A 24,138-nucleotide genomic window follows, 5' to 3' on the forward strand; every position below is an offset into this window, starting at 1 on the left:
AAAAGTCAAAAACAATAATCAAAGCAATAAACCCGGTTTCTAGTAATGGTAAATCATTCCTATTGATATTGTTTAAAAATAATTTTACCAATCTAACCCTTCCTCATCATCTTCATCTTCCACTCTATCAAAAAGAGATAACTGTTTGATATCTTGGTAAATCACATAAACATTAGAATTCTTTTCTAACATTATTTTTCCTTCTGTTTTAGCTATTTTTAACCAATCTTCTAATTGGCTTTTATTTACATTTAAAATTTTAGCTAAATCTTGAATTTTTTGTGGTTTATTTAAATTATCTAGTAGAATTGGCAACACCATTTCATAAACATTTAATTCCTCTGTTGAAATTTGATAATTTTGATATTGTTTAGTTTCAGCAACAATTCTATATATTGCTGTTTTTTCATCTTTAACTATTTTTTCTTCATCACAGGCTTGACTTAACCAATTACGTAACTGACCAACTCTCACATCTAATATTTTACTTAAAGATTTTGCCTTTTGTGGCCGAATTAAATTTTTCAGTATAATAGGTAAAACTTTCTCATAAATACTTGGATTAGTTCCTTCATAAATAGATAAATTAGACTTAGTTTCAACATTTAAATTAGCAGTTTTTGCAGATATATTAACTGGAGTTTCTAATTCTATCAACGAAATATTTTCAGACAACTTTAAATCGCATTTTGAACCCACCAAAAAATCCTTTAAATTACCATCCCATGGATCAAAAGGAAAAGACCTTGCTCCTTTATCCAAAAGAGCTTTATTTCCCTCTTTTACCTTTCCTTGAACTTTCACAAATACAGGTATTTTCTTATATTTCTTCAACACCTCTGTAGCCCCAGCCCAAGTACCACCCTTATTGAAACTACTACTTACAACTAAAGCATAATCAGATAAAGCATAAATATATTTATTCCGACCCATAGCATTACCAACACTAAATCCCGCATCAGGGTCATAAGTAGAAATTAAAGTTAGTTTATCAGCCCTAATACTGTCACGATATTTTCTAGAAACAGACGCTTTATTTAAACTATTTGCCAAAACTCCAACAGCAGTACCACCAAACTCTAAAGTTCCTAACATTGCCTCTTGATCTATCCCTTTTGCACCCCCAGAAATTACATTAATACCTTCAGACGCACAAACTTTTCCAACTTTTTTTGTATATTCAACTTCTTCTTCATTAATATCACGAGAACCCACTATAGCTAATCCACCCTTTTCCAATAATTCTATATTTCCTACACCATAAATAATTACAGGAGCCAAATATTGCAGATTCTGTTTCCATTTTATAGGATAATTTTGGTCACTTCTTGTAAGTACCCATAAACCTTGGTTCACCCACTTTTCCAGAGTAATAGCTAAAATTCCACCTCTTTCCAATAGAGCCACTAACCGCTCATAGTTTAATTTTTTATCATTAATTTTTGGTAGTATATCTAATCCATTTTTACTTAGTAAATATCCTGGTCTAACTTGATTTTTAATTAAAAAATTAGCAACTATATTATACTCAATTAGAGTTAAAGGTTGTGGCTGTATATTTCTATTTTGACCAAAACTAGCACATAATAATAAAGTCACTTGTGCATCTGAAGATAAAACATGATTAAGCATTTTTATTGGATAATTTTTGAGCAGGTATCTCTATTTTATTATTTAGCAAAAAAACATAGTTGAAAGGAAATAAATTCACATAACAATATTCAAAAAAAAGAATCTACTTAGGATGTGCTTTCTAAATCTTTTTAAGAACTAGGAGACCCAAACCTAAACCCCTTATACCATTTCACCTAAGTCAAAAGTCAAAAGTTAAAAGTTAAAAGTTAAAAGTTAAAAGTTAAAAGTTAAAGTTTAAAAGTTAAAAGTTAAAGTTTAAAAGTTAAAAGTTAAAAGTTAAAAGTTAAAAGTTAAAGTTTAAAAGTTAAAGTTTAAAAGTTAAAGGTTAGGTTTTTCCGGCATAAAACTTTGACCCTACAGTAATTTTAGGAAATTATTTGATATCTAAAGTTTTAAACTATTTATAATATTATTTATGACATTATTTTTGACCCTTAGTGTTATAAGAGTAATTTTTTAACAAAGGGGTAAGTAATCACTATTATTCAGTATAAAATATCAACAAAAGTATATTTGATTTTATACAATAACATAGCTAAAAATTTCTTCTAGCCTTCATCCATTCATCTTCTCAAATTTTTTTATCAACTTTAATATCAAAGATAAAAAATATACCCTTATAAGTCTCTAACCCCTTCTAAGAAAAAAAAGAAAGTAAGTAAGTAGAAAAGTTATATTAAACTGACTTAAGTTTGAACATATAATTTATAGAAGAATTAGTTGGATATATTTATGCCTAAAACTTTCTGCTATAGTTATCAAAAAAATACTAATACTAATTTAATAAACATCTATCATACTAATTTTTTTTGAAGTCAGACTACACATACCTTAACATTTTAGTTTTTAGACTTACAGCTAATTTTGGACAAATGATGTACAGGGTCAATAGTAAAAATCATGTAATGCAGGTATCTTACCCACGTAGGCGTACCTCATAAACCTCAAATATGCTGTAATAAATTACTCTTACAAATTTTGTTTAAGTTAATCAAATTTATATTGCACTTTCTTAACTAGAGAAGCACAGGAGTAGGTAGAGACCTTACATAAAACCTCCCTAAAACATTTATACAATTAACACGCTTTTGAAATACTAATTATCAAAAAAAACTATTGGTACAATATTAATTACTAAATAATTAAAATTTTATCCAAGAATAACATTTTTTTTTAAATTGGCATCAAACTGGTTATTCTCCATACCGAAAACCAGACACTTTTTCCATCAAAAAAATACTCAAGCCTTTATAGCTTAATACCTTAATATTTTATGCATTCAACATAATTAAAATTTTATCCAAGAATAACATTTTTTTTTAAATTGGCATCAAACTGGTTATTCTCCATACCGAAAACCAGACACTTTTTCCATCAAAAAAATACTCAAGCCTTTATAGCTTAATACCTTAATATTTTATGCATTCAACATAATTAAAATTTTATCCAAGAATAACATTTTTTTTTAAATTGGCATCAAACTGGTTATTCTCCATACCGAAAACCAGACACTTTTTCCATCAAAAAAATACTCAAGCCTTTATAGCTTAATACCTTAATATTTTATGCATTCAACATAATTAAAATTTTATCCAAGAATAACATTTTTTTTTAAATTGGCATCAAACTGGTTATTCTCCATACCGAAAACCAGACACTTTTTCCATCAAAAAAATACTCAAGCCTTTATAGCTTAATACCTTAATATTTTATGCATTCAACATAATTAAAATTTTATCCAAGAATAACATTTTTTTTTAAATTGGCATCAAACTGGTTATTCTCCATACCGAAAACCAGACACTTTTTCCATCAAAAAAATACTCAAGCCTTTATAGCTTAATACCTTAATATTTTATGCATTCAACATAATTAAAATTTTATCCAAGAATAACATTTTTTTTTAAATTGGCATCAAACTGGTTATTCTCCATACCGAAAACCAGACACTTTTTCCATCAAAAAAATACTCAAGCCTTTATAGCTTAATACCTTAATATTTTAAGCATTCAACTATTAGCAGTTAGCTCTAAACTTTTCCTAGGTCATGCCAAGCAAAAAAATGAAACTTAGCTAATGATATTTTCAGTGTCAAACTTTTAATTCTTCTGGGAGAATAACTCCTCATTCTAGCTAATAACTAATACCTAAAAGCTAAATGCTTACCTCCCAACCTCAGTCTTCTTTGTTCCTTATTTAAATCTATTTATTGCTAAAGCCAATGGAAAAACTTTACCAGAACCAGCATTTCGTAAAAGCGCCGCAACAACAGTAAAAGTCCATCTTGAGTCTACAATATCGTCTACTAAAAATACATTTCCCCTAATTCCCTCCCAATTATAAACTTTAAAAGCACCATCTAAATTATGAGCTTGTTGGTAACTATTAGTCATGTCTTTTTGTAGTGAAGTCTGACGAATTTTTATAATACATGGAACAAAGGGTAAACCTAATTTTTTAGCAAGACGTTGAGCAAAATTAGGAACAAGTTCCGGATGTGTTAAAGAGGGAATACAAGTAACCCAAGTGGGAAAAGGTTGAGGCTGCCAACGTTGAATCATATCGTATGTAGCTTGAACTAAGCTATCCTCAAAATGATTATCTTTATACTTACCTTTTTCAACAAATTGGCCCCAACCAGCATCATTCCAAATAGAAAGCGATCGCCCAATTTCTGCTTGTAAATCTTTAGATATTTTGCCTGTTAAATTATAAGTTAATAAAGCATTCTTCCGCCAGACTTTCCTCGTCTCAATAATTTGTTCCCTAGTTCGTAAAAATTGTACAGCTTCTGTCACAAACTTTGAGGAAACATTCCCCGGTAAAAGTGGTTTTCCTAAGCAAATAGCACATTTACCACAAGGGCTAGGATTTGGGTCATCTAATTCTTTTCTCAGAAATTGCATTAAACATTCTTGACTGTGCATATAATCCAACATTCGATCCTGTTCTTGATGGCGTATTTCATTCAATCTTGCTATTTTTTCTGTGTCCGTTTGATAATTAATTGGGGTAGCATAATACTTTGACTGTATTTTTTTTATTGGGGATGGAGTTTCGATAGATAATAACTTCAAAACTTTATTTATTTGCCCATTAGTAAGATTCAACTTTTCCTCTAACATTGGAACAGAAAGACCATCTTCAGCTTGATTTAATGCATCCAAAATTGCCTGATTATGAGCTTCTGGAGGAAAAGCAGTTTTAATAAAATAATTAGTAATTTCTTTATCTTCTTCACCACTTAGAAGAATACCATAGGCATTTTCTACTGCCCTACCAGCACGACCTACTTGTTGATAGTAATGTACTACAGATCCAGGACGTTGATAATGAATAACAAATCCTAAATCTGGTTTATCAAAACCCATTCCTAGAGCTACAGTTGCTATTAATGCTTTAATTTCATTATTCAATAATTGCTGTTCTAATTCTTCTTTCTCTTCCGTATTTTTCTTACTATGATAAGCTGCTACATTTATTCCTTGAGACTTCAACCAATTAGCAACTATTTCCGTATCTCTCACAGTTAAAGTGTAAATAATTCCACTGCCAGGAATATTAGGTAAATGTTCTGCTAACCATCCTAAACGATCACAATAAGATGGCAAATAAATATTTTGTAATTGGAGGCTATCTCTAGTTAATAAACCCCTAAATATTTTCAGATTTGCACCTAGTTGAACAGTAATATCATCCACAACTCGATTATTAGCAGTAGCAGTAGTAGCAAGCACAGGAATATTTTTTGGTAAGGCTTGTAAAATTCTCGCAATTCTTCGATAATTAGGACGAAAATCATGTCCCCAATCAGAAATACAGTGAGCTTCATCAACTACAAATAAGCCGATATTTTTAGCTATATAAATTAAAATATTTTCTCGGAAGTTTTCATTAGCTAATCTTTCAGGAGAAATTAATAAAATATCTACTTTTCCTACCATTAAATTATTTTCTACTTTTTCCCATTCTTCCTTGTTACTAGAATTAATTGTTTGAGCCCTAATTCCAATTCGTTCGGCAGCAGCAATTTGATTTCGCATTAATGCTAAAAGTGGGGAAATTAATAGAGTAATACCCTTACCTTTATCCCTAAGTAAACGAGTAGCTAAAAAATAGACAAAACTTTTACCCCAACCAGTACGTTGCACAACTAAAAGACGGCTTTGATGTTCCGTAATAGCTGCAATAGCCTCCCATTGACCATCACGAAATTCAGCTGTGGAATTATTTAAAGCCCGCCTTAGTAATGATAATGCTTCTTTTTGAATCATATTAATTTTTATATTAAACACCCAGCTTTTAAAAGTTGAGTAAATTTGGGAAAAACCTTGCTAAAATACTTTAGTAACTCTTAAATACGACCCGTGATTGCAATTTATCCAGGCAGTTTCGACCCCATTACCTTAGGTCATATAGATATTATAGAAAGAGGCTGCAACCTGTTTGAAAAAGTAATTGTAGCTGTCCTGCGAAATCAAAGTAAGACCTCTTTATTTACTATTGAGCAGCGTTTGAATCAAATTTGTCATTCCACAAAACACCTGCTTAATGTAGAGGTAGCCAGTTTTGATGGTTTAGCGGTAAACTATGCAAAAATGCAACAGGCTAAAGTCCTAATTCGAGGTCTACGAGTTCTTTCAGATTTTGAAAAAGAATTACAGATGGCCCATACTAATAAAACCTTGTCACCTGAAATAGAGACAGTTTTTTTAGCTACCTCTAATGAATATAGTTTTTTAAGTAGTAGTGTAGTTAAAGAAATTGCTGTTTTTGGTGGCTCAGTAGATCATCTCGTTCCCCAGCACATTGCTATTGATATTTATAAATGTTACGACAAAACTCAGCCAAAGCCAATATTGAACCAGAGGTAAATGGGCAAAATGTCGAGAGTCAACCTGCCAGTGGTTCCCCTGGAGTAGATATCCAGCGAGAACTGAATAGGCTGGAAGAGATTATTCTTGATAGTCCTAGAATACCTTTCGTGGGGCGCACTTTAATAGATGAAGAACAGTTATTAGACCAACTAGATATTGTACGCCTGAATTTACCAGTTGCTTTTCAGGAAGCTGAAATGATTGTTCGCCATAAAGATGATATATTTCAAGAAGCTGAACTTTACGCTGAAGAAATTATTGAAAATGCAGAACAACGAGCTTCTCAAATCTTAAATGAAATGGGCCTTGTACAGCAGGCTAAATTAGAAGCAGATCAACTTAGAAACCAAGTTCAGCTAGACTGTGAAGCAATTCAACAAGCTACTATCACTGAAATTGAACAAATTCGTTATCAAGCTCAACAAGAACTTGAAGAAATGAGAGCTAGAGCGATCGCCGAGTGTGATGAAATTCAGAATGGAGCTGATGACTATGCTGACCATGTACTTGATAGTATTGAACAGCAGTTAACAAATATGCTGCAAGTTATTCGTAATGGCCGTCAACAACTAGGAGGAGATGGAACTTTAGGAACTCCCTTAAATCATACTAATGACTAATAGCATAAGGATAACTTAGTTGACAATTTACAAGTTTTACAGTCCCCAATAACTCAGTTATTCTCAGTCAAATAAGTCAAAAATTAAATTTATTCACAAGATCTAAAAATTTCTTAATGACCGTTTAAGTTAATTGATAATAGCCCTAATTATGTCCTGCAGGAAGTAAACCAAGCATATAAATACTCTTAAAACAAATACTCAGGACAAATATCATTGACTGAATCAAAAAATAAAATCAAATAAAATCAAATAAAATAGGTTCTCTCAACTCATGTTAACTTATATCAAATTTAAGTAATCTAAACCTATTCGGACTCAAAATAATAAATATCTATTCTATCCTATTTATCCTACATTCCGCACAATAAAATTTAGTCCCTCACACCCTCCCTCAGCTATTATGCCTAAGGGAGGTTTATTGCTATCCCTAGCTCTGATGCCAGTTCATATTTCATTAGATACCCTACAATTTTTTGAAGGAAGGTAAAACTTAATCTTAGTCAAACTCCTTTCTTAGTTTTCCCGTTTTTTTGTCTCAGATACTCACCCATAACTAATTAATTAATACAATAATAACATATATATTCAAAAAAATAAAACAAACAAAAATACCAAATTCTAGAACTATTCTTTAAACCAACTTTTTTTGTAAAACATAATCATAAAAATCGGAATAATATTAACTTATTCAATAGCATTATTTTAGCTAATTTTATAAGTAAAAAACTATATCTATTAATTTCGATATGAGTCTCAAATTCTTAGTTTATATCTATTAGTTTCGAGATAATTATCAATTTATTCCGCTGCAAAGTTAGCATAAAAAGTTGAGTATAAGTTAACAGCTTGCTTACTTCCTGAACATTTTTTAACATAGTACCGTTTATTTATGTCCGACTAATTACTAAATCTAGTTTAGACACGAAGTTAGTTGATACACCAAAGATTATTTATTATTAAGACTAAAAAAACAAAACTAGAAAACAGACTCAAATTAAAGATACACGTACTTTAGCCTCAAAAAAATATCAATCATAAATTAACAGCAGTTTTAGGTATTTTAAGAGCATCAACATAATTATCTTATTTAGACTAACCTTATTGATACTTTTTTCTCCCAGAAAATTTATAAATCACACTATGAAACTGTATTCATAATTATTCTCATTTAACTATCTTCTTAGAGCTTTCTGATTAAATATAAAATCACTAATATACAAAGATTTATTTTTTTTGCCTTGAAAAAATACCTAGTTTTTCCTCCTTCAAGCTCATGCATATTAGCCTTTTACCCACCGCCATGGCAGAAAGCAGCAGGGGCAAATATATCCAACTACATCCTCTATAAATTTTCTGTTTCTCTCTACAGATATTACATGCAAAGTTCTTAGTTACTCCCGCGCACAAGCAAAAAAAAGTGGCGCAACAGCCCCTCAAAAATCAATTCCCAGAAGAAAGCTCAGTAGAAATATCAGCCCCTAAAAGGCAGAAAATATGTCACATTAACTAGATTTCCTATTTTGAACATATTCTTTAGTCTTAGATCAATAATCAATCACTTTATTATATATCGGGTCTATAAATAATTTTCTAGATTTCCTATTTTGAACATATTCTTTAGTCTTAGATCAATAATCAATCAATTTATTATATATCGGGCCTATAAATAATTTTCTCAACTATCCGTCGCTTCACATTCCCATCAATACCAATCAAACGAACATAATCATTTTGATGTTTAACTAAACAATTTTCTACAGCATTTATCACCTCTTTTACTTCCCCATTCTCTATTTTTCCACAACTTTTCCATGAACCAGTTTTATATCTACGTTTATCTGCATATTCCATCCCAATTTTTCCACCATCTTCGAGAATTTTTTGTATTTTTTCCCTCACTTCTGAACTAAGATTACTACTTTTAATACTATGATTAATCCGATTTGCATTTAACTTATTTTCCGTAGTTACTTCGGGAAATAATCCATTAGAATTTGGCGTAATATTTTCTCGTTGACTTGTTTTAAAAACACCAAACAATCGAGATTTATTATATTCTTCTACTAAACCCAATTCTCGAATACGTTCTTGTTCTCCAACCATAATTTTTCCATACTCTAGAAGACGGGAAACATTAAAAGTAGGTTGAGGAAAATCGGGAATCTTTTCTACAGAATTTACTACCCGCCTAGAAATTTTTTCTATTCCTACTTGGTGAATAAAATCACGAATTTGTTCATCATATATCCGACTTCGTAAGGCACTAAAAAAATCGATAGCCTGGTCAGAAAATTCATCTATTAAATTATCAATATCTCCTGTAGAAAGTTCATCTGTTTTAAATATGCTACCTACTATGCCAACTCTATCTTCTCTATTTGGTTCCCAATAAAATTTCTCCATTCGACCATCTCTAATTAAAGGCGCATAAAGAGTAGAAAAATCATTTCCAGTCACAATAATTGGTATTCGATGTAAGGGAGTTTCATCGTAGCTGCCTGGTAATTGTACATTTGTAGGGTTATCAGCAATATTCATTAAAGTAGCATTTACTAATTGAGTATTTACCGTATATTGAGTACCCCCATCAAATCTACCAGCACCTGCATCTAAGTCATTAATAAATAAAGCACACATTCGACCTTGAACTTTAACTTTTTCTGACGCTTCTCTATAACGTAGACGTAATAAACGTGCAGGATCTCCCGCATCTTTACTTTCTAATTCTCCACCAGATATTGTGACAGGTTCTATTCCCATTTTCTCAAAAACTAATTGGCATTGAAATGTTTTTCCTTCTCCTTTTCGTCCGTGTATTCCTATTATTAAAGGTACCCTTATTCTGGGGATTTCTAAGAAGTTTTTGGTAATATGTACTGCTAGTTTATCTATGAATCTAGGTGATATATAATATGGCATTTATTTTAATTTTTTTAGTATAAATAATGGTTTGATACAGATTTAAAACAGATAACAATTAAGCACAAGGAAAGAATATCTAGATAATTACTCAGAAAAATTAGAAATAATCCTGTACATTTAGGTTTTGATTTGAAATAAGTAACTATACTACTGCAATATAATGAATCATTAAGCTTTGAGTTGATCATACTACTCATATACAATTAATGCAGTAAGGTATTTAATTAATATAAATGAATTAGTACCTATCTTCAGGAATTTTTCCCAGTCACAATACAGAGATATTTTATTTTGTGAATCTCCCATAAATAAATAACTGTTTTTTCTTGATCAAATCTTTCTATCTATACCTCCTCAGCAGAATATACCAAGAACTGAATTTTCATTTTATGAAGCTCATTCTGGTTAATTAGATTTGCTCTTCCATTATCACAATTTTTGTGATATAACTAATTATGTAACTATATACATATATGTATGACTTTTTATTCAATATAGTTAACTAGCTCAGAGAACATCAAATCTTCAGGAATTTTTCCCCGTCACGATACAGAAATATTTCATCTTGTGAAGCTTCCAGAGATTAATATAAGGTAGGTATTTAAACCAATCTTAATTAGATGAAAAATTGCCCCATGGGTGCAATTTCTCTGTAAATTAGATAAGTCTGCTCTGTAGTATAGTTTTGAGAGTGAGAGAAAGAAATCAATTCCACCCATGCGATCGCGAATGTGGTAAAAAAGAAAGTCAATGTAAAAAGTACCAAATGAGTAGTATAAAATGTAAAGTTGTTGAACTGTTCAAACAAACTAAAAAACCCAATTAATTTAGTCAAAACTGGGTTTTTACAGAAAAATCAATAAGTATAAAAATAATTAAAGAGGCTGTCTAGAAATCAACTTTTCAAAATGAGCTTGAGTTTGTTGCAACATTTGCTCACGACCATCTTTTATTTGATTAAGAGAAGGAACTAAATTACGAGCATGTAAAGTCATGTGAAATTGTAAATCAGCCACATATTCACTAACATCTTGATGTAAAGAACAAGATGGATACTTTTTAATTTCTGAATTCAAAGTTTTATCCCCCCCCCTAAATTATTTGAGTTTGTTTATGATCACAAAAAGTACCATAGAAATTCTTCCTCTGTTGAAGTTTAGCAATGAAGCTTAATATTTTTCATTGACATCCTCCATGCACTAAAGTGAGAGAACTTGCAACATCACAGAGAAAGTTTCCTCTTTCTTTAAGTCGGCTTACTTAACTTGAGTTTCCCCATCTAAACAAAGACCAATTTCTCGAACTTGTTTTACTTTCCCCGTGCACCAAATAAGCTGATATTTTCCTTAATGCTGAAATGAGGATGTTTTTTTGCTACTTTCTCGTCTCTCTTTGCAACATATAGCTTTGTATTTAACTCAGCTTCGTACTTAGTATTTTTTGAACTTAAGAATCACCTTTTTTTCCAGTAGTCTTAGCTTGAAAGTTGCCATAAAATCTTTATATAGCTACCCAAGCTCTTTCCCAGTGAACAAACCTGGCCATATAATTTAGTTGTTTTGCCCAAGAAAAATCAGGGGGAGATGAGCTAATAAATATGCAATATAAGTTTAGGCAACCAATACGACTAAAAATTGTTCTACCTATCTATGCTATAATAACAATTCCGTAAGTACAAATAGCGATATCTAACAGGTTCTACTAATTCTGGATGCCTTATCTTTTCATTTCATAGATGAATATAGATAAATATAAAAAGCTTGATTTTAGTATTAAGCAATAAAATTATAATCAATCAAACCTGCATATAAAGCTAATAGCATTAAAAACCCTTCAATAATTATAAGGATAAGGCTTGAGACCAATTCCCATCCGTTAATACTATACTTAGGCAAAACTTCATAAATTTAAGTAATTAACACGGACTGAATAACTTGATGGCTAAATTGAGGCAAATTAATGTTAATTATTTTTATATTGTACCGAGCGAGATTGTATGCAACCCCTCTTTCCCTCCTAGGAAAGCTTAGGGACTAATATTACTGCACCGTCAGAGTAAGAGCTAAGTCCCCGACTAAAAATTTACGTTCAAAAGTTTTTGATGAATGGTACTAGACCCCAATTATCGGAAAAAAAAATTATTCAAACAGTAAAATAACTATATCAAAAGGAATTGGGAAATGTTAAAAACTCTTCAAACACAAACATTTCCCAGTGCTATGATTACCACTTTAATAAGTTAAATTCTTCCATATCCACCGTATCACGGTTACGATAAATTGCTAAAACTATAGCCAAACCCACAGCAGCTTCAGCAGCAGCAACCGTCATGACAAAGACAGTAAAAACCTGACCTTTAATATTTTGAGAATCTAGAAAATTAGAAAAACCCATCAAATTCAAATTAACAGCATTGAGAAGTAACTCAATAGACATTAGCACCCTAACTGCATTACGACTGGTAACTAAGCCATAAATTCCTATACAAAAAAGTGCTGCTGCCAACAACAAAAAATATTCCAGTTGTAATTGCATAAACTTATCAACCATTTCAATTTAACAAATTATTTTAACCCTATTTGATTTGAGCAGAACTTTCACCAAGACTTGAAACTAATTCACGAGGACGTTCTGGCAAACTTAAAACAGGTGTTTGAGATACATTAGTTGGTACTTCATCAGGCAAAATATCTCGACGAGCTAAAATAATAGCTCCCACCATTGCTATTAACAAACACACAGAAGCAAGTTCAAAAGGGAGTAAAAAATCTGTAAAAAAGTGTTTACCAATTAACACAATTGAACTTTCTCTAGTAGCATTTCCAACAACAGGAATTGACCAGGAACTAGACAATACCATTGTACTCAGTAAAGCAAACAAACCAAAACAAACTAAACCTGTAGCTACCTTTCTAAACCAAGCATTAGGCAAAGCTTTAAAATCTTCTCGTTTGTTTACAAGCATAATCGCAAATAAAATCAGGACATTAACAGCCCCAACATAAATCAAAACCTGGGCAGTAGCTACAAAGTCAGCATTTAACAAAAGATATAAACCAGAAATGCTCATAAATACTCCACCCAGCAAAAACGCTGAGTGGACAATATTAGAAAATAATACTACTCCCAAAGCAGCCGCAATCATCATTACAGCTAATATAACAAATGAAACGAATTGAACTCCTTGCGCTAAATCCACTTTTTATTCCTTTAGAGATACTTAAACTTTGAATTATATTTTTTTAGCTGGTAGTTATTAGTTGGTCGTGGCTAAAAATCAATTTAAACCTCTCTAAACTAATAACTAATAACTAATAACTATTTGTCTGTTATTTCTGCGGCTGTTTTTTCTGCGGCTGTTTTTTCTGCTTCTATTTGTTCCAGAATTTCTTCAGGGCGCAGACCAGCACGACGTGAAGTATGAGGAACTGTATGAGGGTCAATAACTCCTTTAGGCAAATAAGCTAGTTCTCTCATAGGAGTAACCATTGGGTCATTTGTCACCTTATATGGTAGTCTACCCAGAGCCACATTATCATAATTTAACTCATGGCGATCATAAGCTGCTAACTCATACTCTTCTGTCATAGATAGACAGTTACTAGGGCAATATTCTACACAGTTACCACAGAATATACAAACTCCAAAATCAATACTGTAATGCTTAAGCTTTTTCTTTTTGGTTTCTTTGTTAAATTCCCAATCTACTACAGGTAAATTAATTGGACAAACCCTTACACAAACTTCACAAGCAATACACTTGTCATATTCAAAGTGAATTCTACCTCGAAATCTTTCAGAAGGAATCAGCTTTTCATAAGGGTACTGTACAGTAACAGGCCGACGGCTCATGTGGTCAAAAGTTACAGATAAACCTTGACCAATATATTTCGCTGATTGAAAAGTTTCTTTTGCGTAATCACTTACTTGTTTGAGGAATTTGAACATGGTTTTGCTTTATAAAACTTAGAGTGACAATTTAAACTTTATTTGATGTTAGAGATAAATTTTGTTAGTTAACATCCTACTAATATTAAATTTTTACAACAACTATGCTTTGCTTCTTAACTCAGTATGTTGTCAATTTATCTTAACCAGAACTTACACAAAGGAAGTATATAGAGTGTAAATATATAAAACAATTACCAAAAATACACTATATGTAGTAGTACTCTGTAATTACTATTAAGGTTGGTTGTTTTGCAGTGCTCTCCTTCAAAGAAGCGCCCTATGGGAAAACTAATCAATATTACTAATCAATATTGAGGTTTAACACATAGATATGTTAACGTATCTTTCCTAAATAATTAAAGGTTAACCTTCACCTCAGCCTAGAAGCATAGGGAGATTAAAGGCCCGAAGCTGCGATGCGGTTTAATATTTCTTATGCTGCTGCACCCACCCCAACCTATTCCCCCATTTCCTCGGTAGGAACGAAGCAAGATGGTTGATGCTTGCCCAGTGTGTGCATTTAATGTCTTAGGCTACCCGCTTTAGACTAAAATATTTGTTGGTGCATTTTCCCAAGCGGTCCTACTTACTATTCACTTTTAAGACAGAACTATTCCCTGACTCAAATTTCTAACTTTCCTTTTCTTCACCAACTAGAGCAAATTTGAGAAGTAGGTTCTCACCTCCTAATTACTCTAAAATTATGACTATATTTTTCTGCAATTCCATTAAAAATGTTCCTATGGGTCGCTAACCTAGATCACTAACCCACCCCTAATTCCTCCTGGGAGGCTAGCAAGAAGGGTTGCTTACTTTTTTGACTCCATATACATATCATACTTCTAAAACAATTTTTTGGAAGTTAGCTGAATTTCAACAGATAATTTATCTAGAAAATCAATTTTTATATTCTTAAGTTTAGGGTGCAATTTAGGAAGTTTCACTCGTGGATTTTTATACCTTTTAGATCCTTGAGTTTTTTTGAGATAATAATTTACTTAACTTTCGTGCTTCGTAACTTTTATATTTTACTGACATAACCTAGGAAAAAATCTTACTTTTTGATTTATTTCTTTATATAGTTTAAGAGTATCAATTTTTTGACCATGTACAGACATTGGATTAAGGCATCCTTAAGGTAGCAAAAGTTTTAATTCCTAAATAATTACTATTGTAAATTATCAGTTTTAGGCAAAATTTATGGTAAAGTTTTTAATACAAAAGTCAGAAAATATCTATTAGCTGAATTTTGGCAGCATTTTTAAAATTACTGCTTTATAATCTGTCAGATATTTAGGTTTAGTAATTACTTCCCTAGACAAAAATATTTTTAGTTTTCCTACTTTAGGATTGCTAATAACTTTATTTTAAACAACTTTGAACCTTTATTTTGTAAATTTTGCAGGTTATTTTAAATTTTTAATCCATAAATTCAGGTACGATTACAAGTTTACCTTTTCTCTTATCTTTTATTAATTGAAAAAGTTTTTGAGCAACGAAAAGTTGTGGTTACTGAGAAACATATTTCTGTAGTATTCCGAAGGGAAATGCACCTAGGGTTTAAATCATTTAAAGATTGCTGCAATAGTAATTTAGAAACTTTTAATAACCATTCTCTATCTTCGGTGTTTTTAGCTTAAATAATCAACTATTTTTGTAGTGAGAGAGTTAACAGGCTTATTCTCTAGTAATTTATACTTTTCATAGTTAGAAATCTAGGCTATTACGTTAGAGAAAACGGACACAACCAAATAGTTTTGTGCTCTCGGTATTTTTTTCCTGTTTTTGGAGAGATACGATAGTTAAATAATTGCGAGTTATAATCTTAAACTTTAATAGCTTTTTAGCGTAACATATTTATTAGAATAAAATAAACCAAAAACTCAGCCCAGAAGGGCAAAACTTTAGATACAATCTTTCGAGCAATAATTTAAAAAGCAGACAAGTATTGCTTAGACCTACTCCTGAGCAGAAAAATCTGTTTCTGATGATGGACTAGATACCCTAATTTCAATAAAAAACTTAATAGTAGTAACACAGAGTTTACTAGGGCTAAATTTAAGAGAATAAATGGCCAAGTTTATCTAACTAAATCTGCTTAAACATTACCTATAAGATGGGGTAGGCAACTACCAGTTGGCTGTATACCAACTAAAATTACAGAAAATTTCTTCAGGCAGTTGCGCGAGAAAAATCAACCTAGATTTTGAGGTTTAGGAATTCCTCGTTGTTCCTTATGCGCAATCTTAGGAGGATATCAACCGCCAAAGGCAAATGGAAAGGTTAACTTTAAGGCAGCAGTTAATAGCAAATTAACTAAAGCTACTGGCAATAAGAACTTCCAACCCAAGTCTAATAATTGGTCAATTCTTACCCTTGGTAATGTCCAACGTAACAGAACTGCTATAAATACAAGCAAATAAGTTTTGAGTAACGTCATGATAATACCCAAAGTAGCGTTGGTTATCTGTAACCAAGGAGTTGTTTCACTGACCCCAAACCAATTAGATATAAGTTCTACTGGAAGTGGAGACTCCCAACCGCCCAGGTATAAAACCGCTACAAGTAGAGAAGATAAAACTAAATTGACATAGGAGGCTAAGTAATACAGAGCAAATTTCATGCCAGTATATTCAGTTTGATATCCAGCTACCAATTCTTCTTCTGCTTCTGGAAGATCAAAAGGAAGACGTTCACATTCAGCCAAGACCGCTATCCAGAAAATTATGAACCCTAGTGGTTGTCTCCAGATATTCCATCCCAGAATACCATAGCTTGATTGTTGTTCAACAATATCAATTGTACTGAGACTGTTGGACATCATCGCTACTGCCAATACAGCCAAAGCCAAAGGAATTTCATAACTGATAGATTGTGCTGCTGCTCGTAGACCTCCAAGTAGAGAATATTTATTATTAGAAGCATAGCCAGACATGAGTAGTCCAATGGGTTGAATGCTCGAAAGAGCAATCCACAAAAATATTGCTACCCCAAGGTCTGTAATTACTAAGTTTTGTCCAAATGGCACTACTAAGTAGGAAAGAAACACGGGTACAGCTACAATTACAGGCCCCAATGTGAATAGTAAGGGATCTGCTTTGGCCGGAACAACGTCCTCTTTGAAAAGTAGCTTCAAACCATCAGCAAGAGGTGCGAGAGTACCTAAAGGGCCCATGAATTCAGGGCCAATTCTTTGTTGCGCCGCTGCAGAGATTTTTCGCTCTAGCCACACTGTTACTAAAACGCCAACAGTAGCAACAACAATCATTAATAACATAGGGAATGGTAACCACAGAGTTTTAGCTATTTCTGAGGATAAGCCCAAATCTACAAGGGCTTGAATAAATGTTCTTTGTAGATCAATTCCTGAATTCATTTACAATTTGTTTATTTATTTTAGAGAAAGTTAATTTTGAGTAAAATGGGTTACTAATGTAATCAGTGCAGATCCTTCAAAGGGATGTACAGTTCATTAGGTTAATGTTTGTTAAGAGTTATGCTAACAAAAAGATGGCCACTGCAGCCAGTTTGTTATACAAGTTAAGACAGCTAATTTTCCTATCCTAAACCCTTGAAATTAGGCAATTCTCACAGGTTCCTGGCATGAATTGCTTAATCTTGTTTGCACTTAATACAACATAAAGAATTAGATTAAGGCTCGCTCTTCAAGGGAAGTATAAGCAATATTATGATCTCCGGAATAAATTTGTGTAGGACGGAAAATTCGATTGGCTGCTAATTGCTCTTTCCAGTGAGCTAACCAACCAGCCACACGAGCAATGGCAAATACAGGGGTAAATAAATCGCTAGGAATACCTAATTTCCGATAAACAAGACCAGAATAAAAATCCACATTTGGGTAAATTCCTTTGTGACCTAGTTTTTCCTCTACCACCTTTTCCATTTCTAGAGCTATCTGATAATACTTGTCGTCGCCAAACTTTTCAAATAAATCTACTGCTAGTTCCTGAAGGATGATAGCTCTTGGATCTTTTACTTTATAGACTCGGTGACCAAAACCCGCAATTTTGGCCTTAGTCTCAAAACATCGTTTTAAATATGGTTTAACATTTTCTACCGAACCAATTTCAGACAACATACTAATTACATCTTCATTTGCCCCCCCATGTAGTGGACCGGCAAGAGTTCCCACTGCTGAAGCTATAACTCCGTAGGGATCAGTTAAGGTAGAAGCAGTTACCATTGCTGAGAATGTAGAAGCATTAATAGTATGTTCAGCATGAAGAGTCAGACAAATATCAAATACTTTTGCTGCTAATGGATCGGGTTCTCTTTCATTGAGCATATACAAAAAGTTGGCTGCATAGCCCAAGTCATCCCTTGGCTTTACAGGATCGTTACCTTTACGCATTAACTCAAAGGCAGCTACCATTGTGGGTATATTGGCCAGTAGCCTGACTACTGCTTTCCTAATATATTCTGGGTTATCAAGAGCACGACGAGAATAAAATAAACCCAGAGCTGCTGCTGAAGTCTGTAGAGCATCCATAGGATGTCCAGTCTCCGGGAAACATTTCATCATGTCCCGAATTCTATATTTGATTCTTCTGTTTAGGCAAATCTCTTGCTCAAAGCTTTGCAATTCTTCTTGAGTAGGAAGGTTGCCCCAAATTAACAAATATGCTGCTTCCAGAAAAGAACTCTTTTTTGCCAATTCTTCAATATTAATGCCTCGGTATTCCAATATCCCTTTTTGTCCATCGACGTAGCTGACACTTGATTGGGTAGCAGGAACACCTTCTAAACCAGGCTTAAATTCAATGCAGACGACGGACATGATGATCCCCTTTATTTAGATATGAATATACTCAAGCTACATTATCAAGTAGTTGAGTTGTGTTATTTTTTTAACAATAAAATATTAATAGTTTTAGTTAATCCAGTATAAATCTTGGGGGTGTCAACCAAAACATTTGACTATTACCGACTGGTGAACCAATTTCTGGTAATGAAGTTCCTATTATACCAGCTTTTTTGAGTATTAATACTTGTTTTACTTCTCCCCAGATTAGAATTTCTGCCCAGTTTGCTAAGTTTGGTTGATGGCCTACCATGGCTAATTCTTTATTTGATTGAGGTGACCATCGTTCTAGCCATTGTAACCAGAGATTAATATTTCCACTAGGGGCTAAAGGTGAAAATTCTTCTACTTTGGAACTTAATTTATGAGCTTGAAGAATTTTAGCTGTTTGATTTGCTCTAACTAAGGGACTGGTCAGAATTAAGTTGAAATGAAGACCTAATTGTTTGAGTTTTTGAGCAATTTTGTGGGTTTTGCGATCGCCTATTTCTGTCAAAGGACGTTCTCCATCTGTGGCATAATTTTCTCTATCAGCAGCTATACCGTGACGGATAAAATAAACATTTGTACTCATAATCACACTTTTTTCTTATATGGTGTTTTCACCATCATTTTATTGGATAACAGTCAAACTTTGCAGCATAAAAAATTAGATTGGTAAGTAAGAATAAATTAATATTGAATCAACAAAGTTTAGCAATTAAAAATTACCTAGATTTAAAATAAATTGATTGAATAAAAAGAAAAAGTTTTGTTATCCTTAAAATGATCACCTTTAAGATCTAAATAGCAATTAAGAACACAATTTATAGCAATTCTAATTTTTTCCATCTATTCTTCAGTTATGATCTATAATAATATTATATTAAGTCTCAAAGTATCATAAATTAGCCATAATAAAAATACTTTTTTCACATCATTTAATAACTTTTTTCCAATTCCTAAATTCCTATTTTTTTTCACAGTGAGTATTCAAAGAGACATGATATAAGTTATTAACTTGAGTTGCATATCAAGGAAAGAATTTAGTCTACAAAAAGAATTAAAAGTTATGAATTAAATTTTTCAGGACTCTAATCTTAGTCGTTTTTTAAATACTTTTAAAAGTAAAAAACCTGAATACTTACCTTAATTTAATCATGACTAACAAATCAGGTCAATAGCCTCGCCTTTTAAGGGATAAAAAAAGAAAATTTTATACTTTGTCACCTCTGGCTGTGCAAATAAGTATTAGAGTTGTTGGGTGTAGGAAAATTGAAAATACTTAAAAGCTTACTCTTAATGGTTTTCATAATTTTAAGCCTTAAAAGTACACTTAAACCTGAACTTGTTTTGGGTTTTAGCTATTTTTTGGGCTTCATTCCCAACAACTCTATTATTAATTCACTGGTAGCTGACAACTCAAAAACAGATTGTTATTTTTGATACAAAAAACCCTGCCCTTAAACAGGCAGGGGTTTTACAGTCCGATAACATATTTTTGCCATTCTTTATTCATACCACTTTTAACATGTTTAGTTAATTCAAAGTAAAGACCACTGCGAGGTTTTCGAGGAGGGCAGTCCAAAATCATATTAGCTTCTTTTGGGGTCCGACTTCCTTTTTGTACATTGCAACGGACACAAGCCGTTACGAGGTTTTCCCAAGTATCACCACCACCACGCGATCGCGGTATTACGTGATCTAAAGTTAAATCATCACCCATATAACCACAGTATTGACAAGAATGACCATCTCGGTGGAAAACATTTCGACGCGTCAAAGGAATATCTTTGTACGGAACTCGGATATAATAGCGCAGTCGGATGACTGTAGGTAAGGGAATATCTGGGAGAAGATATATTCCCTTATGTTCAATTTGCTCCGCTTTACCTTTGAGCAACAAGACGATCGCTCGTCGCCAACTCGTGATATTGAGCGGTTCATAAGAAGCGTTCAACACTAAAACATTGGCCATTGACATTTCTGAAAAGAGGATATTTTCTCAGATATTAGCATATTTGACGTCCTTAAGCACAAAAGTTGAGATTTCAGCAGTTTTCTATCAAGTTTATAAGTGGAATAACTTATGTTTTTGTTTTTTCAAAAAAACATTTCTTTTTCAAATTAATGATATATAACTATATGGCTTTAAAAGGGTTTTCTTGAAAATTTGATCAATTATTTGACAATGGCTAAAAAAAGTGAAGTAAGAACTTGTATGGTTAGTAAATTGTTTAACTAAGTAACATTCCCGCCCAAGGAAGAACTAAAAGCTATCAAAATATATGGCTGGTTGTAAGTTAAGCAACATCAAAAAATGGACATTGGTGTTGTTACGGTGCAGGGAGCGAGTAGACAATATGCTTCAAACTATCACCTATAAGCATCTTATTCAAAGAGCAAAACAATACCTGCAACAGCTTTACTCTGGTGATGCTATACAAATTTAATGTGGAGCTTGGAGGGGGTTAACTATCGCACACGCTCTAGATATATCCTGATGAGTGTAAATTTTGGGAGTAGATAATTTTATTTACGCAAAGGCACTAGTTAAGGGATGGATAAAAATGTTGAGTAGAGAAAAGACTTCTTTTAAGACTCTAGCACTAGAAAGTGATGCTTATGGAGGTATTTGTCAAAGAGCATGGGTAGAAATTAATGATCGGGCATTGAGCTATAATGTCCAACAACTTAAGAGTCTTTTATCAGCTAAAACTCAACTAATGGGAGTAGTAAAGGCAGATGCTTATGGACATGGAGCGTCTAAGATCTCTAAAACTATTTTAGAAGCTGGTGTAGATAGGTTGGCAGTAGCCACACTGCCAGAGGGAATAGAATTAAGGTTAGCTGGAATTAAACCACCAATTTTAATTTTAGGAGCAATAGACCGACCTGAACAAATTCGGGCGATCGCTCACTGGCAACTAGAACCAACTATTTGTACACCTCAACAAGCTTTAGTTTTTTCAGAAACTCTTTCCTACCAAACTGAACCAATGCTAGTACATCTTAAGTTGGATACAGGAATGTCTCGTTTGGGAACACCTTGGCAACAGGCGGTAGAATTTGTAAAATTTGTGCAGGGGTTACCAAATTTAAAAATTGCTAGTATTTATTCCCACTTAGCGACGGCGGATAACTTAGACCAAACGGTGATGAAGCAGCAGCATCAAAGGTTTGAGGAAGCAATAGGTCTTTGTGGTATTGGTGGAAAAAGTTTTTCTAGTGATATACAACTTCATTTAGCTAATTCGGCGGCGACGTTAACTGACCCTGCTTTACACTACGATATGGTACGAGTAGGTTTAGCTATTTATGGCCTGTATCCGGCACCTCATCTACAGGATAAAATTAATTTAAAGCCTGTTATGCAAGTAAAAGCTAGGGTGACACAAGTCAAAACTATTGAAGCTGGTACTGGTGTGAGTTATGGTTATCAGTTTATTGCTCCAAAACAGATGCGTTTGGCAGTGGTGGGTATTGGTTATGCTGACGGTTTACCTCGTAACCTTTCTAATAGGATGAAAGTCATTGTACGCGATCGACTAATTCCTCAAGTAGGAGCTATTACTATGGATCAGTTGATGTTAGATGTAAGTGCTATTCCTGATCTAGAAACGGGTGAAGTGGTAACTTTGTTAGGGCAAGTTGGTAAACATCAAATTTCTGCTGAAAACTGGGCAAATACTCTAGGAACTATTTCTTGGGAAATTCTTTGTGGTTTTAAAAATAGGTTGCCTCGGGTAGCAGTTTAGAAATTAAATTAGGGAGAGTTATCAGTTATGAGTATTGACTGTGCTCAGGCAGATGCTTTTAATACTGAGTTTGATTGTTTTTTATAAGCACTATTACAGTTGTTGAAAGCATACTCTAGTTTGAGTGATGGTTATAATAAGAGGTTCAGTCTTCAGGGGGTGAAAAGCTAGCGGAAAGTTATATATAGAATGTTTTTGCGTTGGAGAACTCAATCATAATTCTACTAAAAGAAAAGACAACGCTTATTGAAAATAAAGGGGTGTGGTATGTTCATGGAGTGAACGCACTACACCCCTATTTTTGGTTAATTATTTTTTCATTTAAGGATGTTTTACAATAGTTAAATATCAGATTAATAAAGGTTTGTAATTACAAATAAAAATCAATAAAAGTGAGTATTTTAAGGTTTTATAAAAGCTATATTGAGTAAGGTTTGAGCCCATTTGAAGTGGCAATATTACAAATATTCTCCTCAGTAAGTATCAGTATATAAAACTTACAAATATGCAATTTAAGTAATTATTTTACCCTGTCAATAAAATCATAAAGTAAGGGCAAACATATACAATTTTTTTTGATTATCAATGAGTTAAATTTACCTTTATTCTGGCTTGCTTTAGTTGAAAAAATTTTTTATACCCTCTTTTTTTTGATAAATTTTTAATTACAATTATAGCTAAAGTTTGATTTTGCTGATATCTCTTGATGGCTTTTCTCAAAAACGAGTTAGCAAATGTGATAAGTATTAGTAGTGCTTAAGGTAAATCATGCTTTAACTATTTGAATTTATCAAGACTTATACCACTTTTAAATAATACTGTTACAGTACTAAGTTATTTTGCAGTTGAGTGTTGAGATTAATACTGTAGCTACCTTTTTTGAATTTGGTATTTTTCAATAATAATCAATAGGGTTATTGCTATAATTCAATTTTTTTATAGAAACAAAGTTTTATTTAATTATAACTCCCATAATTTGATTTATTGATAACCAAGGTCTGAGGGTAAATCAAGTTTTTGAGAAGCTTTGACCGCTAATTTATCACAGCGTTCATTTTCTATATTTCCAGAATGACCCCGTACCCAAGAAAATTCAACTTGATGTTTACTGCATAAATCTAATAATTTTCCCCATAGATCGGGGTTCATTGCTTTATCTTTTTTATTCCGTTTCCAACTGTTAGCTCGCCAACGTTTTGCCCAACCTTTTGTAACAGCATCAACTATATATTTAGAGTCAGTATATAAATTGACAATTGATGGAATTTCTAGTTGTTCTAATCCTACTATTACTGCCATTAATTCCATACGATTATTAGTGGTTAATTTATAACCTCCAGATAATTCTTGGCGTTTTTTCTCAGATAAAATAATTATACCATAACCACCAGGGCCGGGATTTCCACTACAAGCACCATCAGTATAGATAGTAATTTCGGTTCTTTTTTCTGTCATTTTAGTTACTTATTATTACGGTAAGTTTCTTCTAAAGAAGAAGGGAGTAATATAGTATTTAAGCACGTAAAGGAAAAGATGACAAATTATTTCAGAAAAAGCAGCATTAAGGAATA

At 32.6% G+C, this 24,138-nt stretch carries 15 protein-coding genes; 3 read left to right on the forward strand and 12 right to left on the reverse strand.

The window, feature by feature from the left end; genetic code table 11:
- Window positions 1-84 precede the first annotated feature (84 nt).
- Together TERY_RS07275 and TERY_RS07280 are read right to left on the reverse strand one after the other, a co-directional pair.
- On the reverse strand, window positions 85-1,632 hold the full coding sequence (locus tag TERY_RS07275; protein WP_011611226.1) for a DNA-processing protein DprA: 1,548 nt from the start codon (window positions 1,630-1,632) through the stop codon (window positions 85-87).
- 2,195 nt (window positions 1,633-3,827) lie between these two features.
- Window positions 3,828-5,909 carry a RecQ family ATP-dependent DNA helicase gene (locus tag TERY_RS07280; RefSeq protein WP_011611227.1) on the reverse strand — a complete coding sequence of 694 codons (2,082 nt, stop codon included), beginning with the start codon at window positions 5,907-5,909 and terminating at the stop codon, window positions 3,828-3,830.
- A gap of 93 nt (window positions 5,910-6,002) precedes the next feature.
- Between TERY_RS07280 and coaD the strand changes: the two genes are divergently transcribed.
- Complete coding sequence (coaD, locus tag TERY_RS07285) at window positions 6,003-6,509, forward strand: pantetheine-phosphate adenylyltransferase (protein ID WP_011611228.1); 507 nt, start codon at window positions 6,003-6,005, stop codon at window positions 6,507-6,509.
- The gene (locus tag TERY_RS07290; protein WP_044136555.1) at window positions 6,464-7,132 is read left to right on the forward strand and encodes a hypothetical protein; all 669 of its coding nucleotides are present in this window, start codon (window positions 6,464-6,466) and stop codon (window positions 7,130-7,132) included. The genes coaD and TERY_RS07290 overlap by 46 nt, the downstream gene beginning before the upstream one ends.
- Before the next feature lie 1,650 nt (window positions 7,133-8,782).
- On the opposite strand, the gene TERY_RS07295 is transcribed toward TERY_RS07290, so the two are convergent.
- The 9 genes from TERY_RS07295 to TERY_RS07335 form a co-directional block, all read right to left on the reverse strand.
- Window positions 8,783-10,054: a ribulose bisphosphate carboxylase small subunit gene (locus tag TERY_RS07295; RefSeq protein ID WP_011611230.1), complete on the reverse strand. Its 1,272-nt coding sequence runs from the start codon at window positions 10,052-10,054 to the stop codon at window positions 8,783-8,785.
- 878 nt (window positions 10,055-10,932) lie between these two features.
- The gene (locus TERY_RS07300) at window positions 10,933-11,133 is read right to left on the reverse strand and encodes a hypothetical protein (RefSeq protein ID WP_011611231.1); all 201 of its coding nucleotides are present in this window, start codon (window positions 11,131-11,133) and stop codon (window positions 10,933-10,935) included.
- Between the two features lie 1,147 nt (window positions 11,134-12,280).
- Entirely contained in the window at window positions 12,281-12,592 is a 312-nt protein-coding gene (gene nuoK, locus TERY_RS07305; protein ID WP_044137249.1) for an NADH-quinone oxidoreductase subunit NuoK, read from the reverse strand.
- Between the two features lie 40 nt (window positions 12,593-12,632).
- Window positions 12,633-13,256, reverse strand: coding sequence for an NADH-quinone oxidoreductase subunit J (locus TERY_RS07310; protein WP_011611233.1), 624 nt, complete (start codon window positions 13,254-13,256; stop codon window positions 12,633-12,635).
- Window positions 13,257-13,375: 119 nt separating this feature from the next.
- A complete protein-coding gene (gene ndhI, locus TERY_RS07315; protein WP_011611234.1) occupies window positions 13,376-14,005 on the reverse strand; it encodes an NAD(P)H-quinone oxidoreductase subunit I in 630 nt (209 codons plus the stop codon).
- A 2,260-nt stretch (window positions 14,006-16,265) separates the two neighbouring features.
- Window positions 16,266-17,384 (reverse strand): NADH-quinone oxidoreductase subunit NuoH, encoded by a 1,119-nt coding sequence (gene nuoH / locus TERY_RS07320; RefSeq protein WP_011611235.1) that lies wholly within the window; start codon window positions 17,382-17,384, stop codon window positions 16,266-16,268.
- Between the two features lie 270 nt (window positions 17,385-17,654).
- Complete coding sequence (locus TERY_RS07325; RefSeq protein WP_011611236.1) at window positions 17,655-18,806, reverse strand: citrate synthase; 1,152 nt, start codon at window positions 18,804-18,806, stop codon at window positions 17,655-17,657.
- A gap of 97 nt (window positions 18,807-18,903) precedes the next feature.
- Entirely contained in the window at window positions 18,904-19,404 is a 501-nt protein-coding gene (gene sixA, locus TERY_RS07330; protein ID WP_011611237.1) for a phosphohistidine phosphatase SixA, read from the reverse strand.
- Between the two features lie 885 nt (window positions 19,405-20,289).
- Window positions 20,290-20,787 (reverse strand): HNH endonuclease, encoded by a 498-nt coding sequence (locus TERY_RS07335; RefSeq protein WP_044136556.1) that lies wholly within the window; start codon window positions 20,785-20,787, stop codon window positions 20,290-20,292.
- 592 nt (window positions 20,788-21,379) lie between these two features.
- On the opposite strand from TERY_RS07335, the gene alr reads away from it, so the two are divergent.
- Entirely contained in the window at window positions 21,380-22,567 is a 1,188-nt protein-coding gene (gene alr, locus TERY_RS07340) for an alanine racemase (protein ID WP_011611239.1), read from the forward strand.
- Between the two features lie 981 nt (window positions 22,568-23,548).
- On the opposite strand, the gene rnhA is transcribed toward alr, so the two are convergent.
- Window positions 23,549-24,022, reverse strand: coding sequence for a ribonuclease HI (gene rnhA, locus TERY_RS07345; protein ID WP_011611240.1), 474 nt, complete (start codon window positions 24,020-24,022; stop codon window positions 23,549-23,551).
- Between the last annotated feature and the right edge of the window lie 116 nt (window positions 24,023-24,138).

It is taken from the genome of Trichodesmium erythraeum IMS101, from assembly GCF_000014265.1.
Lineage (GTDB): Bacteria > Cyanobacteriota > Cyanobacteriia > Cyanobacteriales > Microcoleaceae > Trichodesmium > Trichodesmium erythraeum.